The organism is uncultured Microscilla sp. (assembly GCF_947493425.1).
Classification (GTDB): domain Bacteria; phylum Bacteroidota; class Bacteroidia; order Cytophagales; family Microscillaceae; genus Microscilla.
Window position 1 is genome coordinate 1 of sequence record NZ_CANLRP010000044.1, and the last position, 16,195, is coordinate 16,195.

Annotated in this window: 12 protein-coding genes; 5 read left to right on the forward strand and 7 right to left on the reverse strand. The window is 39.7% G+C overall.

Features of this window, described 5'->3' with window-relative positions:
- Window positions 1–194: 194 nt before the first annotated feature.
- The 6 genes from Q0954_RS13455 to Q0954_RS13480 form a co-directional block, all read right to left on the reverse strand.
- The gene (locus Q0954_RS13455) at window positions 195–1,532 is read right to left on the reverse strand and encodes an SGNH/GDSL hydrolase family protein (protein WP_299457654.1); all 1,338 of its coding nucleotides are present in this window, start codon (window positions 1,530–1,532) and stop codon (window positions 195–197) included.
- 106 nt (window positions 1,533–1,638) lie between these two features.
- Window positions 1,639–4,464 (reverse strand): TonB-dependent receptor, encoded by a 2,826-nt coding sequence (locus Q0954_RS13460; RefSeq protein WP_299457656.1) that lies wholly within the window; start codon window positions 4,462–4,464, stop codon window positions 1,639–1,641.
- A gap of 608 nt (window positions 4,465–5,072) precedes the next feature.
- Complete coding sequence (locus Q0954_RS13465; protein WP_299457658.1) at window positions 5,073–7,658, reverse strand: leucine-rich repeat domain-containing protein; 2,586 nt, start codon at window positions 7,656–7,658, stop codon at window positions 5,073–5,075.
- Between the two features lie 198 nt (window positions 7,659–7,856).
- Window positions 7,857–8,426, reverse strand: a complete 570-nt coding sequence (locus tag Q0954_RS13470) for a hypothetical protein (RefSeq protein WP_299457660.1) — start codon at window positions 8,424–8,426, stop codon at window positions 7,857–7,859.
- 89 nt (window positions 8,427–8,515) lie between these two features.
- Entirely contained in the window at window positions 8,516–8,863 is a 348-nt protein-coding gene (locus Q0954_RS13475) for a 5-carboxymethyl-2-hydroxymuconate Delta-isomerase (protein ID WP_299457663.1), read from the reverse strand.
- A 304-nt stretch (window positions 8,864–9,167) separates the two neighbouring features.
- Complete coding sequence (locus Q0954_RS13480; RefSeq protein WP_299457665.1) at window positions 9,168–10,100, reverse strand: polysaccharide deacetylase family protein; 933 nt, start codon at window positions 10,098–10,100, stop codon at window positions 9,168–9,170.
- Window positions 10,101–10,168: 68 nt separating this feature from the next.
- Here Q0954_RS13480 and Q0954_RS13485 point away from each other — a divergent pair, with 68 nt between their 5' ends.
- From Q0954_RS13485 to Q0954_RS13495, 3 genes are all read left to right on the forward strand, one after another.
- Complete coding sequence (locus tag Q0954_RS13485; RefSeq protein ID WP_299457667.1) at window positions 10,169–10,921, forward strand: hypothetical protein; 753 nt, start codon at window positions 10,169–10,171, stop codon at window positions 10,919–10,921.
- Between the two features lie 483 nt (window positions 10,922–11,404).
- Window positions 11,405–11,884, forward strand: coding sequence for a DUF1036 domain-containing protein (locus tag Q0954_RS13490; protein ID WP_299457668.1), 480 nt, complete (start codon window positions 11,405–11,407; stop codon window positions 11,882–11,884).
- A 496-nt stretch (window positions 11,885–12,380) separates the two neighbouring features.
- Window positions 12,381–13,196: a hypothetical protein gene (locus tag Q0954_RS13495; protein WP_299457669.1), complete on the forward strand. Its 816-nt coding sequence runs from the start codon at window positions 12,381–12,383 to the stop codon at window positions 13,194–13,196.
- 96 nt (window positions 13,197–13,292) lie between these two features.
- Here Q0954_RS13495 and Q0954_RS13500 read toward each other — a convergent pair whose 3' ends face one another.
- Window positions 13,293–13,619, reverse strand: a complete 327-nt coding sequence (locus Q0954_RS13500; RefSeq protein ID WP_299457670.1) for a tetratricopeptide repeat protein — start codon at window positions 13,617–13,619, stop codon at window positions 13,293–13,295.
- A gap of 545 nt (window positions 13,620–14,164) precedes the next feature.
- Here Q0954_RS13500 and Q0954_RS13505 point away from each other — a divergent pair.
- Both Q0954_RS13505 and Q0954_RS13510 read left to right on the forward strand, forming a co-directional pair.
- Window positions 14,165–14,902 carry an electron transfer flavoprotein subunit beta/FixA family protein gene (locus Q0954_RS13505; protein ID WP_299457671.1) on the forward strand — a complete coding sequence of 246 codons (738 nt, stop codon included), beginning with the start codon at window positions 14,165–14,167 and terminating at the stop codon, window positions 14,900–14,902.
- A gap of 137 nt (window positions 14,903–15,039) precedes the next feature.
- Window positions 15,040–16,008: an electron transfer flavoprotein subunit alpha/FixB family protein gene (locus Q0954_RS13510; RefSeq protein WP_299457674.1), complete on the forward strand. Its 969-nt coding sequence runs from the start codon at window positions 15,040–15,042 to the stop codon at window positions 16,006–16,008.
- Window positions 16,009–16,195 lie beyond the last annotated feature (187 nt).

The following is a 16,195-nucleotide window of genomic DNA, read 5'->3' on the forward strand; positions in this document are numbered from 1 at the left end:
TTGCAAATCTTTAAAAAGTACAATAAAGAGTGCCCTCTTATTGAAATTGTACAAAATTCAACTCGATATTCACATTATTATAAATGTCAAGTCAAGGTGATATGTGTGGCTGCAAATGTATAAAAATAAAAAAAGGGTTGTCGATGATTTACCGACAACCCAGGTAGTTTTTTAAAAAAGTTATTTTTCAACTGTTACTTAGACAAAATCAAAGTACTATATAGGGCGTTGTTCAACTCTGGAATAGTAGAACCATATTTAGCGTTGATCACCTTGATCATTTCATTGGTAGCTACCGCATTTCCGGCAGGGGTCAGGTGAATACCATCTAAACTAAAAATACCTCCTTGAATAAAAGCAGTACGGTAAGTAATCCCATTGAGGGTAACTCCGTTAGCGGTGGCGGCTTGCCCCAAAATAGTATTGATGTCTAAATAAGCCAAACCTCTGGCGTCTGCCTCTGTTTTGATCGCAGCATTGTATGCATCCACGGCAGTATTACAAGCAGCTGCTTCTGTTTTATCCAATACCAGGTTGGTGCCCAAAGGATTGTTAGGGTGTAACCCATAAGGGAAACCATTGTTTGCCCCAGCATCTGTCTTACCTAAAGACGCATAATTGGTTTGTTTGCCCAACAAGAAGAAATCTTCAGCAGTAGCCTTACGCACCGTAGCCCCAGTGCCTTCAGTAATATAAATATCAGCATTGTCTGGTCCTCCACCTGCTTTTACTGCAGCCTGTAGATTCACCAATGTTACTGTGGTAAAATGAGCAGCATAAGTAAGCTTAGGAATGGTAATCAAGATACCTTTGGCGCTCCCAAACTTGTCTAGTAAAGTCTTGTAGTTTGCTTCAAACACCGTAGTAGGAGTGATAAACTCTGGGGTAGCTCCTCCCTCTACTGCATACCTGAGCACATCATTGCCTCCCATCCAGCAACTAAAAAATGTAACCCCTGCAGCCTTAGCCGTCACAAAATCTACATAACTGCTGGTAGCATCGCTGGTACCCAACAAACGCTCAAAGTAGTTGTTAAAACCAGCTGCATTGTTAAAACCATAACCTGCTGTAGTCACTTCAGCCACCTTAATACCTGGTATGCCCAGGTTGTTCAAGTCTCCAGTATATTTTTCTAATAAATTGGTTTTACCATCAGCGCCCACTCCTATGATTGCCAGGCTACTGGTTTCGTTTACAATGGTAGGCTTTAGATCGGTAAGCTTCAAAAAGCCTGAGCCGTTTTCTTTGCCTGTACCAAAAGTAGGCTGTACAAAAGCACCACCACCTACTTGGGCAAACTGCCCTGCCAACAAATTTGGAAAAGCATATTGCATACCATCATTGTATAATCCACCATTGGTCAAGCCAGCGGTAAGAGAATTACCCACTGCAATGTATTTGCTAAAATCAGCGGTTCCCGCCGATGCCGCAGTAGGCAATGTAGGCGTAGGCGAAGGGGTTACCTCTTTGCATGAGGTAAAGCCTATAAACAATAGTCCGATAAGAACTAAAATGATAGGGTTTTTTCTCATAACTATCATTGTTTTCATCTTAATATATTTTGAATGTTTTTGAATCTGAATAATTGAAAGGCAGGTTGCCAACACTAAACACTGGCAACCCTTGGCAGGCATAATGTTAGTTAAGCGCCTGATCGAACGTGATAGACAAATAATACATTTGACCAATGAAAGGGGCGCCAAAACTAGTGCGGTAATCATTGTTGCCAATGTTAGATGCACCTAACTTCACGATAGACTTCAAAGACTTGATTTTGTAGTTTACCTGAGCATCTAACACTCCATAAGCAGGTATATACCCGTGACCAAAGGCAGATCTCCACAAGAAACGGTCTTGCCAACGGTAGTTGATAGAAAAACCTAAATTTTTAACCAAACCACCACGGTTGCTTAGACCGAACTTGTAGCGATCGCCTGGCGTGTTAAACGCAATCTGAAACTCGTCATCAGGGTCAATATCAGCACTGAAAAGCGCTGCGCTATAGTTACCTGTTATAATAAAGTTTTTGGGCAATTTGTAGCTTACGCCAATTCCCAGACCTTGTGAGTTTACTGGTACTTTAGAGTTGATATAAGGACGGAAAGCAGTTCCAGCTGTCCAGCTTCCGGTAGGAGCAGTACCTGCACTTTTAGCAAACACTGTCTGCTGATCCATAAAGTTGTTGTATTGGTTAAAGTATCCATTAATATCAATCAATACCTTATTGGCAATCAACCCTTTATACCCTACTTCAAAAGCAGTCAGTTGTTCTGGCTGGATAAATTCAAGGTTTACAGTATTGCCTTTACTATCTGTGGCGCCTCCTTGAAACAAACCATACTGTTCGGCATTGGCTTTGGTACTCCCCAATAAAATACCTGAAGTACTTGGGAAGTAAATAAACTGTGCCTGAGTGTCAGGGTTACGGAAACCAGTCTGGAACGAAGCTCTGAAGTTATGCTCACGTTCTTTGCCCGCCGAATATACCAAAGAAGCACGTGGCGTGATTTGCCCGTCAAAGTTTTCGTTTTTATCAAAACGAATAGAAGCAGTGATTTTTAAGCGATCTTTCAACAGTTTTTTAGAAACCTGAGTGTATACCCCAAATTCGCCAATTTTAATCCGCTCAAAAGTGCCATTTCCTCTGTTTTCGTTAAATACAGTACCATCAGAAAACAAGTCGTACTGACGATAGTTACCCCCTACCTGAATCTCGGCAAAGTCAATCATATCACTAAAGTTATAATTGAACTCAGCATGGTAAAGGCGGGAATTATCTATAAACCCAGCGCCTCCTCTCTGGAAAACACCCTCTCTTACTGTTTTCAAAGTAGACTCTGCCAAACCATTGCTTGTACCTGGTTGTACGGCAGCATAAGCAGCCGTTTGTGCAGCGGCCACCTGTTCGGCAGTAGGCGTACCACCTGCCAGCAATGTAGGCAATAAAGCACTGGCATAAGTACCAATATAAGTAGGTGCAAGGGTAGAAGTAGTCAAAAGACCCATAGCCGTCATATTGTAAGAGTCTCCATCATCGGTCTCAGACATATACGCTCTGGCAAAAAAGTTAGCCCCTTTTACCTCTGCCTTGTAATAAGTTTGAGTAAAGTCTCTCAAAGCATAACGCTCACCTCCCTGGTATACCGAAGAACCAGAACCACGGCGGAAACTAAAGCTGGCTTCTATCTTAGGCGTGATACGATAATGCAACGCCGCACTAATTTTCATACTGCGGGCATCAAAAGACTCTAACATGTCTTCTTCTTTGTAGCCTAACCTTCGCAATGGTACCGTTCCTAAAGACTGTAGACCATTGGCTACCACTCCTTGTGCCAGTGCAGTATTACCTCCAAACTGACTTGCCAAAGTAGCAGCAAAAGCAGGGTTATTAATAATGCCCAATGCCACCGTGTTGGCAAACGAAGCTGTTCCAAAAGGAGCTACGATAGGCACTTCGTCTCCGTAACTGTTCAAACCATCAAAAGAAGGGTCGCCAATGGTAGGCTGGGTTTCATTTCTTACTGTAGTTACATCGGTACGGTGCGTTACATAATCGTTAGACCGCCAATCTTGCGCCTGAGACAAAGAGAAATTTACCTTAAAAGCAAGCTTGTCTTTCAAAAAAGATTTGGCATAACGAATAGAGGTGTTATACAATGGCTGAGTGCCATAGGCAGTAGCACCATCTTTGGCAGTGTTTGATGTAGCCACCCCTCCTTTTACCAATACACTGAGACCTTGGTATTCAAACGGGCTTTTACTATTCATCATCAAAATTCCGTTAAAGGCATTAGGGCCGTATAATGCCGAAGCAGCACCTGGTACCAGTTCCATGCTTTCCATGTCTAGCTCCGAAATACCTACCACATTACCCGTAGGGAAGTTTAATAACGGCGCAGCATTGTCCATTCCATCCATCAACTGTACCATACGCACGTTGGATATAGTAGCAAAACCACGGGTATTAATTGAAGCGAAGTTCATGCTACCCTTATTTACGTGTACTCCTTTGAGGTTGGCAAGTCCATCGTAAAAATCAGGTGCTGCTGTATTTTTAATGGCAATGATGTCCATCTTTTCAATCGTTACCGGAGACTCCAGAATTTTTTCCTCCACCCTTGAGGCAGATACAACTACTTCGCCAATAAGACTGTTACTTTCTTTAAGACTTACCTGAATATTACTATTACTTCCAGTAATATCAACGGTTTGACTAGCATAACCTATGTAAGAAATTTTGAGTTTAAAAGGTGTTGGTTGACTTACAGACATACTAAAAGAACCATCTGCCTTAGTGGTGGTTCCTTGTACTGTTCCATCTACAACAATGTTTACCCCAACCAGGCCTTCTCCAGTCTTGTTATCTTTTACTACCCCTGACAAAGTTACTTGTGCCTGGGCATAAGCAGTAGATAACAGGCAAACAAAAATAGAAAACAGAAGTTTACGTAAATGTTTCATCATAAACTAAAAATTTAATTTGTTTTTGTGTATAAATTGTAAAATTTTGTACTATTCCTAATTTCAAATATAGTATAATAACATATATGGTCAAAAGATTACATAATTTATGTGAATATTTAAAATTGTGTTTTTTTTAATTTGTTTATCACTTCCATAACAATGTAATGATTTTAACAGTTATGTAAAAGTTCATTAAGTAACAAATTGAATATAGCATAAAAAACTGACTAACAGTTAGTTGCGAGTCATAGCAATGTATACCACATTTACTTGGTTGATTGGGTGAGTCACCCAAAAGGAATGAAGGGCTTTTGGTTCCGAAAAAACCCTGAAAATCAAACCAAAACCCATATAAACTTACGTCTGAGGCCACATCATAACCATACACGCTACAGACAAACTTATAAGCTCAGATGCTTTGTGTAAATTTATATAGTTTAAGCAAAATCAATGAAAAAACTGCCGCTCCACCCCAAAACCCTCCCTCTTAAACAAGGGAAAATAGAATGTAAGGTTTCACATCAATTAAAACCGTTTATCCCAAAAGAGAAAATAAGATCATTTTTTCAAACTATTGGTCAAAAATATCGTTTAAGTTGCCCTGCTACTTAGTTTACTTTACAGTTGGGCAACCATTTTTTCACTTGTTTGGCAAGTGTTTTATCTGACACATTTATATAAGTGAGATTGGTAAGACTTGCTAATTCTTCGGGTAACGCAATCAACGGATTATTGCCCAGATTCAATACACGCAATTGGGTGAGCTGCCCTATTTCGGGTGGTAGGGTGGTGAGCTGATTATTTCTTAGAATAAGTGATTCAAGCGAAGTCATTTGTCCAATAAAGGTGGGTACTTCAGTCAATTTATTATCCATCAAATCCAGCTTCTTTAACTGCCTCAGTTGAGTAATACTTGATGCAATCTGACTGATTTGCCCATGTGACAATATCAACACGCGCAACTTTATAAACCTACAGATATGCGCTGGTATGGCTGTCAATTGGTGAAAGTTCATGCTTAACTCTTCCAGTTGCCCGAACTGGGTCAATCGTTGGGGTATTTGCGGGCTATACCAATAAGTAAAATATAGGTGGGTAAGATTAGGCAGGCGCTCTATGCCCGCTGGAATAAGCAACGAACGCGTTGCCTGATTGTTGAATGTTTCAAACTTAAGCCGCTGGATGTGGGCAATGTCTTTGATTTGGTCAGCCACTTTAGCCACTTCAAAATTAATCGTAAGCCAGGGAATCGCCTGATTGTTTTTGTATTCTGTCGTTGTCAGGCACTCTATCACCCTGGAAAAAAAACGCCCTCCTTGTTCAAATATCTCCTCTTTGCCGTATTCTTTGCAAGCAAAAGCGTGGTCTATAAAGCGCTCAACAGAAAATGACGCATACACTTGTCCAATTTGTTGGATTCGAGCCTGATCAAAAGCAGAAGCACTGCTGGCATACCCCAACACTAATGCCTGTAGTAAAGCGGGTAGGTATTGGGCAAACAGTTTTTTGACCACCTTGTGCAATGCCTTGTCGTTTTCTGTGTACAAGTAGAGGGCTGCCAGATTGCTATACAGTGCTGGGGGTATTACAAAGTTTTGCATCAACGAAAGACCCAACATTACATTTCTGGTATCACTACTGAGCAACAAATGCGTGATTTTTTCAAGGTTCTTGTCAGACATCGGGGGTAAGGCCACTATTTGCTGCTGATACCATTGTTTTAGTAAGCCTTCGGTAAGACACTGTGTATGTGGGTACTTGTTTAGATGCTCCTGCACCAGGGCTTCTTTGTCTTTAAAACCTGATGCCAACACCACATGGGTAACTTGGGCATGCAAGGTGGTACTTATTTTTACTTGCTGCGCTTTGAGCACCTTTTTCGCTTCCTTTGTTTCGTACAAGGTAGCTTTACCCGCCAAAAAAAGCATACTTTCGGCAGTAATTGGGGCTTGGCTTTGTGACACGATGTATTGCTCTATCAAAGTCTGGGTATATTTTGCCACATGTGCAGTTTTAAGCCCTAGTAAAGGTATAAGATCATACACATTGTGGCACATTTCCTGGGCTTGCTGCCAATGGTTTTGGTAAAGGTAAAAGGCTATTTTTACTATATCAGGCGACAACTGCTGCTTTAGGGCTTGCAACTCTTCTAGAAAGAAAGCTTGCTTTTTAGTATACGAGGAACTGTTTTTTGTGAAAACCAACGTGTCTAACTGATGAAAAATATCGGCAAGTTCAGGGGGTATGTCTTTCATTAGGTTGCCGTCTAAATCGAGGTAACGCAAACGGTTCAGACGAGTAATATCAGACGGCAAATGGATAAACCTGTTTTCGTGCAAACTCAAATATTCCAGTTTGTCCAATGTCAACATCCATTCAGGCAAAGTATTGGGGGCGTTGTCAAACCAACCCCAACGCGCCATATCAAGCGCTGTCAACTGGGTAAACTCAGGCAAAATATCGGCAATATTGGCGCTTGGAAACAAATGCAGTACTTTAAGATGTTTGAGCTTGGTAAAACGTGTGGGTAGCTTTTCGTCAGGCTCCATAGGGTGGCAAAAATACAAGCATTCAAGGTTTTTCAACTTAGTCAGTTGTTTGATCGTATGCCCCAAATCCAAGTCAAAGTTGGATGAAATATCAAGCGAAGTTACATTTTGTAACTTGGTAAAATTAGCTGGAAGCTTTCTTAGGTTACAATCGTTCAGACTTAAGTGCAAACCTTGGGACAGCTGGCACAATACCTCTATTGCTTGCTCCAGATCTAAGTCAAAATTTTTTTGCAAAATCACTTCTTTGAGGCAAGGCAAAGTCCCCAACGCTTCGGGCAGTTTTTTAAGTAAGTTGTCCCGTAAATTGAGCTTTTCGAGCGCCTGCCATTCGGCTATTCTAGGCGACACTACTTTGATGCGGTTATGCTTGGCAATGAGTACCTTAAGACTTTTGTTTTCAAACAATACATCAGGCAGGTCAACAAAATAGTTTTTATTAATGTCAAGATATTCAAGTTTATCGAGCCGGGCAAAAGAGGCAGGCAAGGTTTTGAGGCGATTGTGGTTAATGCCCAGTTTAAGCAAACCAGGAAAGTCTCCCACCCTATCATCCAATGTCTTGAGCTTTTTATGCCCATAAAACAAATCTTGCACTATGGCAGCCTCTTTCAGAGCTGCTTCAAAATCCAGGTATCTTTTCATTCTCACAAATGGTTGATTTAATAAAGGTGTTGGCTGGCAAGCAATTACGAATGAATACATTGTCTTGATGATCGACACCTGTAATCATATTTCTTGATTAAATATAGCAAACCCACTTTGTATTTGCAACCTAATAAAAAAGCCTTGGTACCTGAACCAAGGCTTGCTCTTAATTTTCAAAAACCAGGCGCAAACCAACTACAGTTCCTGAAATGATTTGGCTACCTGACTAAAAGTACCTTGATACTTTTTCCGCTGGCTTGCCATCGTCCAACCCATCAACATATATAAGCTTTTTTTACCTTCTATAAAAGTAAAAAAATAAGCTACATCTGTCTCTATTTCTTTAGTACTGGCATCTATGTTTACGGTTGCTGCCTCCAAGCCATTTATCTTTATCAGCTTACCCTTATGCTTTTTGCTTATTTTCAGGTCTTTCCCCAATTGTTCCATTTTTTGTTTGCGGTAATAGCTCAATACCGATCCTCCACTCAACTCCATGGCTTTCGACAATATCTTTTTTGCTGTAGTATCTTCGTCTATCACAATCACATACATCCCTTTGGTAGTATTTTGGTATTGCAACGATGCATATTGATTGAGCCCAATGGATCGTTTCATATATTTGGGTATTTGTATACTATATTTACCTGGTATTTTTACCAGAGTAAAATCTTCTTTGTCCAGTTTTTCAGGAGCATTGCTATTGCACGACATCAGGGCACACCCTGCCCATAGGCATATTATTAAATATGTAATCTGTTTCATATCTTTTTAGGCTATTAATTTATCTCTTTATAAACGAGGGCAAGCAGTCCAACGGTTAGGTCACCCTTAGCTAAGGTAAGGAATCCACCTCATGAAAGCATACGTTTATTGCAATAAGTTGCCTTCTCCAAATCGCCTACATCTACCGAGACAGAAGCTACATTGGGGAACATTTCTACCAGGCAAGCGGTTATTTTTTTAGCCAATACACTTTTCATTTCAGTGGTTCGCCCCTCCATAATACGTGCAAACACATGAATAAAGTCTGCCTGGGTGTTGGCAGTAATATAATGCTGATAAGGAATGAGCCTTACTTTGATATTCTGTACATCGAACAAGCCGCTGGCATTAGCAACATCAAACACGGCTTGGATTACCTCTTCGGGCTTTTTTCTTTCTATAATGCTTTGATTGCATTCAATCACAAAATGTGGCATATTTTTTTTAAATTAGTTGAATACAAATGTAGGATTTTAGTTGGTAGTTTGTAGCCTGTTTTTGTAGCCAAAATTCATTTTCAATATAAACCAAAGCTTACACCCCTGGCAAGTTTCAATTCTCTTGCTTTACGCAAAAGAGTAACAAATAAAACAGCTTTTTACACCTGCTAGGTTTTGAAAACCTGGCAGGTGTGGGTGCTCAAATAAACAACCCTCCCAAAAAAGTAAATATTTGGACAGTATATTTGATCATCTGGGGAGGAGTAATACTTTTGGGACTTATTTTGTCACTACTTGCCGACTAATGTTTTGCCTTAAGCACCTTTTGATATTCTCGGTATACAGGCATTATATCAGGTTCGGTTTTCATCCATTGACTACGTGCTTTGCCATCTTTCATCCAGCGGTACATCCAAGACACTCCCCATTTTTTGTAGTAAACATCGGTTTGTTGGTAAACAGGGTCTTGCATTGCCTTGGTTAAACTAATAAAACTGTACTTCCGTTGACGCAACTTGCTCAATAATAAGCCTATGTAATCGGCATTGAGGGGATTGTCATGGCACAAGTAAATATGACGTACCGGACGTTTGTATTGAGTCATTGCCATTTTTTCAAAAAAAGTAAAATACTCCAGGGTCTTTTGTATATACAAATTACCTATGCGTTGAGCTTCTTTGGGCTTGCCTTGCTTTTGGTAGTGTTCATACAAATAATTAAACATCCAATCGGAACTTTCTACAGTAAAAGGAGTCAATATATAGTCATTGGCTTGCAGATAATGTACAATTTGGTAGTGTTGGCTAGAGTCTTTGCCCAAATCGTTGTAAGGAAATCGAAAGTAACGCAATTTTTTATGGTATTTTTTGGCAAGCTTCTCAGTAAACTCTTCCCCTTTTAATAAGTCTTGGGTAAATGCCTGATACCCCACTGCCGAATACCGCAAATGACTATAGGTATGATTGCCTAAAGTATTGTAGGGTGATTTGCCCCAGTGCATAAGCAAGCCTACATTGGCAAAAAAACCTTGGTTTTTGGAAAACCGAAGTTTACTTTCGTTGATAAAAATAGCTGTAGGTACTTTCATCTTGTCTAATTGCCGTACCAATTTCAGCGAAGCATCATAGGCTTTGGTATTGGGCACATCATCTATTGTAATGGCCACTTGGAGCTGGGCCAATACGCCTGGGCACACAATCAAACCAGCAATAATCAACATCAAAAGTTTTTTCATTTTTTTTTAAATTTTACTCTCGTGAAGATCGTATAAATCAATCATCACAAAAAAATTAAGCAATATTCATGGAACTCACCAACGACAAACCCCACCAACTAAATTATAATCAGGCGTATCAATTTTTTGACTACCTGCTCAGAGAAAGAGATGACTTAAGCCTGCAATTAAACGTCAAAAAAAATGCATTGATCGCTCTAGACAATCACTTTGACCCTATTTTTGAGTTTCGTTTTCCTTTGCCTTATCCAGTAATTACCGAAAACACACTGGGTGAAGCAGAAACACCCCAAACTTATTTCGAGAAAGTATCTACAGCCATTCCCAACTATTTGATGTTGCTCATTCAGGCAGGCAATGCCGCCCTGGGGTATTTTGAAGAAGGCGAAATGATCAATCATAAGGTCATACGTAAATACATGATCCGCAAAAAACAAGGAAAGTTTCAGGGTAACCACCTCAAAACCAAAGGTAAATCTAAATATGGCTCAAGGGTACGCCTGCAAAATACCGTAGATTTTTTTGAAGACATTAATCAAAAAATAACCGACTGGGAAATAGCAGATGATGCCGAACGAATTATCTATGCTGCATCCATTACCCTCTGGAACATGTTGTTCGATTCTAAGGTAGAGAGTCCCTTTGACAAAGCCGACCCTCGCTTGCGTAAAGTGCCCAAAGATGTACACATACCTACTTATGAGGAGTTGCTCCGCATCAATCGCTTTGCTCATCAGGGATTTGTGCACATTTTCCAGGAAATTGACCTCGAAGCATTTTTTGAAGGATTACTGCCTCAAGACAGTGACGAAGATTGGTGACCCGCTCAGCAACAGTTCTTTTTAATTAAGTACTGAGTCACAATTAAATACATCTAATTACTACAGGTAATTAATTTATTATGAGTAGCTTAAGTACACTTGTAACCACTTATTGCTACTTAATCACTAAAATAAGTACTTTATTCAAAAAAATTCAACCAATTTTTCGCTCCCCAAAGGGGTCAATTCGTATACGGTGTAATACTTGACTTGTCTCAACTTTTACCAATGAGTAGCAAATAGTTCATTTTAACGTACATCCACGAATTTTATAAAGCATTAAAAACCAATGCACTATAAAATTAATGGCTACTTGTAACGCAGGGTGTCCTACTCACCACTGTTTTTTTTCATTGTACAAAAGTAATTATTTGCAGTCACTCTCTAAGGAATGGACAAAAGTAACTTTCAAGCTTAAAGGTGGCCTTTTTCCTTGACGCTTCTTTATTTTCAACCATTTCTTTACTCTAAACATTGACAATTATGAAAACTAAAAAAACACTATTCCTACTGCTATTTTTTTCGTGGGCGGTGTTTGCCGCTCAAGCACAAAAAAAGGGGGGCAAGATCATGCAACAAACTACCAGTGGTAGTCTCAAAGGCAAAACTTATAAAGTAACTTTCAAAAACAAATCGGAAAAAGACATGTATGTGGCAGTGGCCTACTACGACAACGACCCCCGCACCATGGGCGGGCGCTGTTTTTACAGCAAAGGCTGGTATAAGGTAAAACAAGGCAAGTCGATATGGCTCAATGTATCGGGAAAAAAGTTTTACTACCACGCCCACCAGGTAGGCAAAAACGATGTATCGTATGGTAGCGAAAAAGAGTTTTATGTACACCCCATCAAAGCTTTCAATATAAGGCGGGCAGCAGTAGGCAGGTATAAAAGAGAAGGCGATAAATATTCAAAGTATAAATTTGATAAAATTCCCGAATCCAGAATGATCACTATTAAGTAATAGTTGCAGTTAGTAAACTCATGAGGGCAATTCATAAACTCACGTGAGGAAATCTGGCATATTATGCTAACTTTGCTAATACATAAAACAGTTGAAAAATATAACCACAGCCAGGGTTTGTATAATATTTAAAACGTTTACTACCAGTTAGTAAGTAAAAAAAATATAGAGACTGCTGGTGGAGGTTTGAGGGCACTATATTTGAGCCTTTTTTAGGGAGCAAACAAGAAATCACCTACCCATTTTGTAGCTACTCTTTTGCCCCGAGGCTTTGTTACTTTTAGCCTTTGGCAGAGCTCAGCACAGCAAAGCTGTAGCCTCGGTTTGCAGCCGTAGCTCTGCTATGACTTTAAAAAGTGCCGCGTCTCAGAATAAGATAGCTAGCAAAGAAAGGGTATCCTATTTTTTAATTGCTCCCTTATACGTCACATTGTTTCATATAAATGATTTTATTTCACAAATTTTTTACAATACCTTACAAATTAAAAACGACATTATGAGAAAAAGTATCTTCACATTGTGTTTACTAGGTCTGTTTGCCTTATGCACTACCAACACTTCGCAGGCACAAATTCATTTTGGATTTGATGTCTCAGGAGGGTTTCCCTTGAATGAGTTTCAAGCACAAAACCCCAATACTGGAGTAGGCATAAACCTGAATGCCTTTTTTCCTTTTGCCCCTCAAGTACCAGTGTATATAGGTCTAGACCTTGGGTTTATGGGCAATGGTTCACGTACCAACACTATTACAGAAAACCTGATATTAAGGGATGGTTTAGGAAATACTATTGTTAACTTTCCTATTCTTTTTGATGTCCAGACCCGCAACAACATTTTTAATGGACATGTAATATTAAGAACCAAAATTCCATTACCCCTGGTACAACCTTACTTCGAGGGTTTGGTGGGCTTCAAAAGCTTTTCTACCAGAGTTTCGCTTACCGATGTAAGAGCAGGCGATGGTATAGGGAATAATATATTTAATATTAACTATGACCAACTCAGACAAAACTCGCAGGTAAATACCACTGTCTTATCAAGCACTGCCCTTAGTTATGGTTTTGGGGCTGGTTTTCATATTATGTTCGGGGGCGGGCAATTTGGCTTAAACCTGGGAGCTCGTTATTTATTGGGTGGCACTGCTCAATACTACACTCGCGAAGACATCAATGAATGGACTGCTACCTTTGACACTTCGTCATTGACAACCAACCCTGACAATGCCCAGGCACAACTTAACAATGGAGGAAACCCTCGCAACTCTCGCACCGATATGCTTGTGGCTAATATAGGTATTGTAATTAAATTATAATCCAAAACGTTTACGGTAAGAAATATAATGAACTCCCTGAAAACTCAGGGAGTTTTTTTATTGCCTTTTGGTAAATAATGTGCCTGTTTGTAGTCACTACATATCTTTAAAGTCTAAAAACTCCTGATAGGCATTTTGCAATTCACGCAACGCTAAGGTCTCGTTTTGCGCAGTAGCTACCTCTACCCCTCTCTTGTATACAGCTTCGGCTTTTGCTTCCTCTTCAAGTTCTTCATAAAGCTTGCCTGCGTGATAATAGGTAGGCACATAACCAGGATGGTCTTGCAGTAACTTTTCAAAATAAATCAACGCCTCCAAAGGTTTGTGCTTGGTATACTCCAAAGCTATAGCATATATATTAAACGGCTCGTTGGGCTCTTCTTCCAGAAAACCAAGTAATTGCTCTAAGCGAGATTGTGACATATAAAATTTTGTTTTTAGAATATTAAGTTAAACTAAATTTCAGCTTATGTACTCATCATAAATGGTCATCTTTGATCTTATATCGCTACTTTCGGGTATTTGCCACTCTTTTTTGACTTACATCAGCCACAATTAGGAGTAAAACAAACAAGAATAAAGAACACCAAATAGTCTATTGAAACCTAAGAAAATCACTTAAGACAAGCCTAATCCATTGAATTGTACAACTAAAACTACCATTAGTCCTTTCAATGCAAAAAAAGGTATGCACGCATACTAAAATTACCCCATGATTACCTATATTATTCAAGGAATATTGCCTAAATTCACACCAATTTAAAACAGTTAATACAATAAAACATAATATAAATGAAACGCCTGGTAATTTTTTAGTTTTAGGTATAACATAAGGCTTGAACAAAAAATTTATCTGAATGTTTCCATTTTACCCTTACTCATCGTACTGATACTTCTTTTGTTTTTGTAACAACTTGAAGCAAGGGGTAAGTGAGGGGATTTATCAACATTTTAAAATTTCTATACGAATGAAAATATTAGTTTGTATTACGCATGTTCCCGATACAACTTCTAAAATCACTTTTACTAACGACAACACTGAGCTTGATAAAGGTGGATTGCAGTTTGTGATTGGTCCTTATGATGACTATGCACTGGCTCGCGCAGTTGAAATAAAAGAACAATTGGGAGGTACAGTAACGGCGTTGAATGTAGGACAACAAGAGACTGAACCCACCATCCGTAAAGCCTTGGCTATTGGTGCCGATGATGCCATTCGCATAGACGCTGAGCCAACAGATGCTTATTTTGTTGCCCAACAAATAGCAGAAGTAGCCAAAGCAGAAAACTATGACTTAATCATGATGGGTAGAGAGTCTAGTGACTATAATGGAGGACAAGTTCACGGAATGGTAGGCGAAATGTTGGGAATACCTTCACTTTCGCCAGTAATGAAACTGGACATTGACAAAGGAGTGGCTAAGATGGCCCGTGAAATAGAAGGTGGAAAAGAATACTTAGAAGCATCGCTTCCGTTGGTATTGGGTTGTCAGGAACCAATTGCTGAATGGAAGATTCCAAACATGAGAGGTATCATGGGTGCCCGTAAGAAGCCCCTTAAGGTGATTACTCCTACCAATAACGACACCCTTACAACTCCTGAGTCTTACGAATTACCCGCTCCTCGTACCGACGTAAAACTAATTGATGCAGATAATACTGCTGAATTGGTAAGCTTGTTGAAAAACGAGGCTAAAGTTATATAAGGTACTTTAGCAACAAGCCAGAAGCCGCAAGGTACAAGCTTTAGACAAAACTTTATACCTGTTTCTTGCCACTTGTAGCTTGTCCCTTAAAGCTATTTTTTAAATTAAATAAAGAAATTACTACGTAATAAAAATATATGTCAGTATTAGTTTTTGTAGAACTTGCCGATGGTGAACTAAGAGGTTCATCACTTGAAGCTGTTGGTTACGGAGCCGAAGTAGCCAAAATGTTAGGAACAGAAGCCAACGCCTTGGTATTGGGAAATACTGTAGGTGCAGATAAATTGGCTACTATAGGAAACTACGGAATCAACAAAGTGTTAAACGTTTCGGATGAGCGTTTGAACAACGGAGTGATTCAGGCGTACGCCAGCGTAATGCATCAAGTAGCTGAGCAACAAAATGCCAACGTAATTGTACTTGCCAAATCGTCTTTAGGCGATGCGGTATCGGCACGTGTAGCCGCTCGTTTGAAAGCAGGATTGGCTTCTAATGTGGTAAGTTTGCCAGATACATCGGCTGGATTTAAAGTAAAAAGAAGTGTATATACTGGTAAAGCATTCCAGTTTACGAACATGGCTTCTGACAAGAAAATCCTTGCCCTTAAAAAAGGCGCTTATGCACCTGAGCCTACTGATGCCACTGCCGAGGTAGTAGATACTACTGTGAATGTTGACGAGGCGGACTTTAATGTAAAAATCACTAAAACCGATAAAGTAACCGGGCAAATCTTATTGCCGGAAGCTGACCTTGTAGTATCAGGTGGACGTGGTTTGAAAGGACCAGAAAACTGGGGAATGATTGAAGAACTTGCCAGCGAACTAGGCGCGGCTACTGGTTGCTCTAAGCCTGTATCTGACATGGACTGGAGACCTCATCACGAGCACGTAGGACAAACTGGAGTAAAGGTTTCTCCTAGTTTGTATATTGCAGTGGGTATTTCAGGAGCCATCCAACACCTTGCTGGGGTAAGCTCTTCTAAAACCATTGTAGTCATCAATAAAGACCCTGAAGCACCATTTTTTAAAGCAGCAGACTATGGTATTGTAGGCGATGCTTTTGAAATAGTACCTAAGTTGATTGACGCAGTAAAATCAGCCAAATAAGGGCTTTATAGCTTGTTTTAAATATTTTAACCTCTTGACGAAAAGCACCTTAGCTGACTGTCAAGAGGTTTTATTTTGTAAAAAACGCATACAAAATTGCTTAAATTTGATTAGGGACAAATTTCTTGTATATTTGTTTGGTATTCCACTTACCAGAGGTTAATCCTATACAGTAATGTTCAATTAA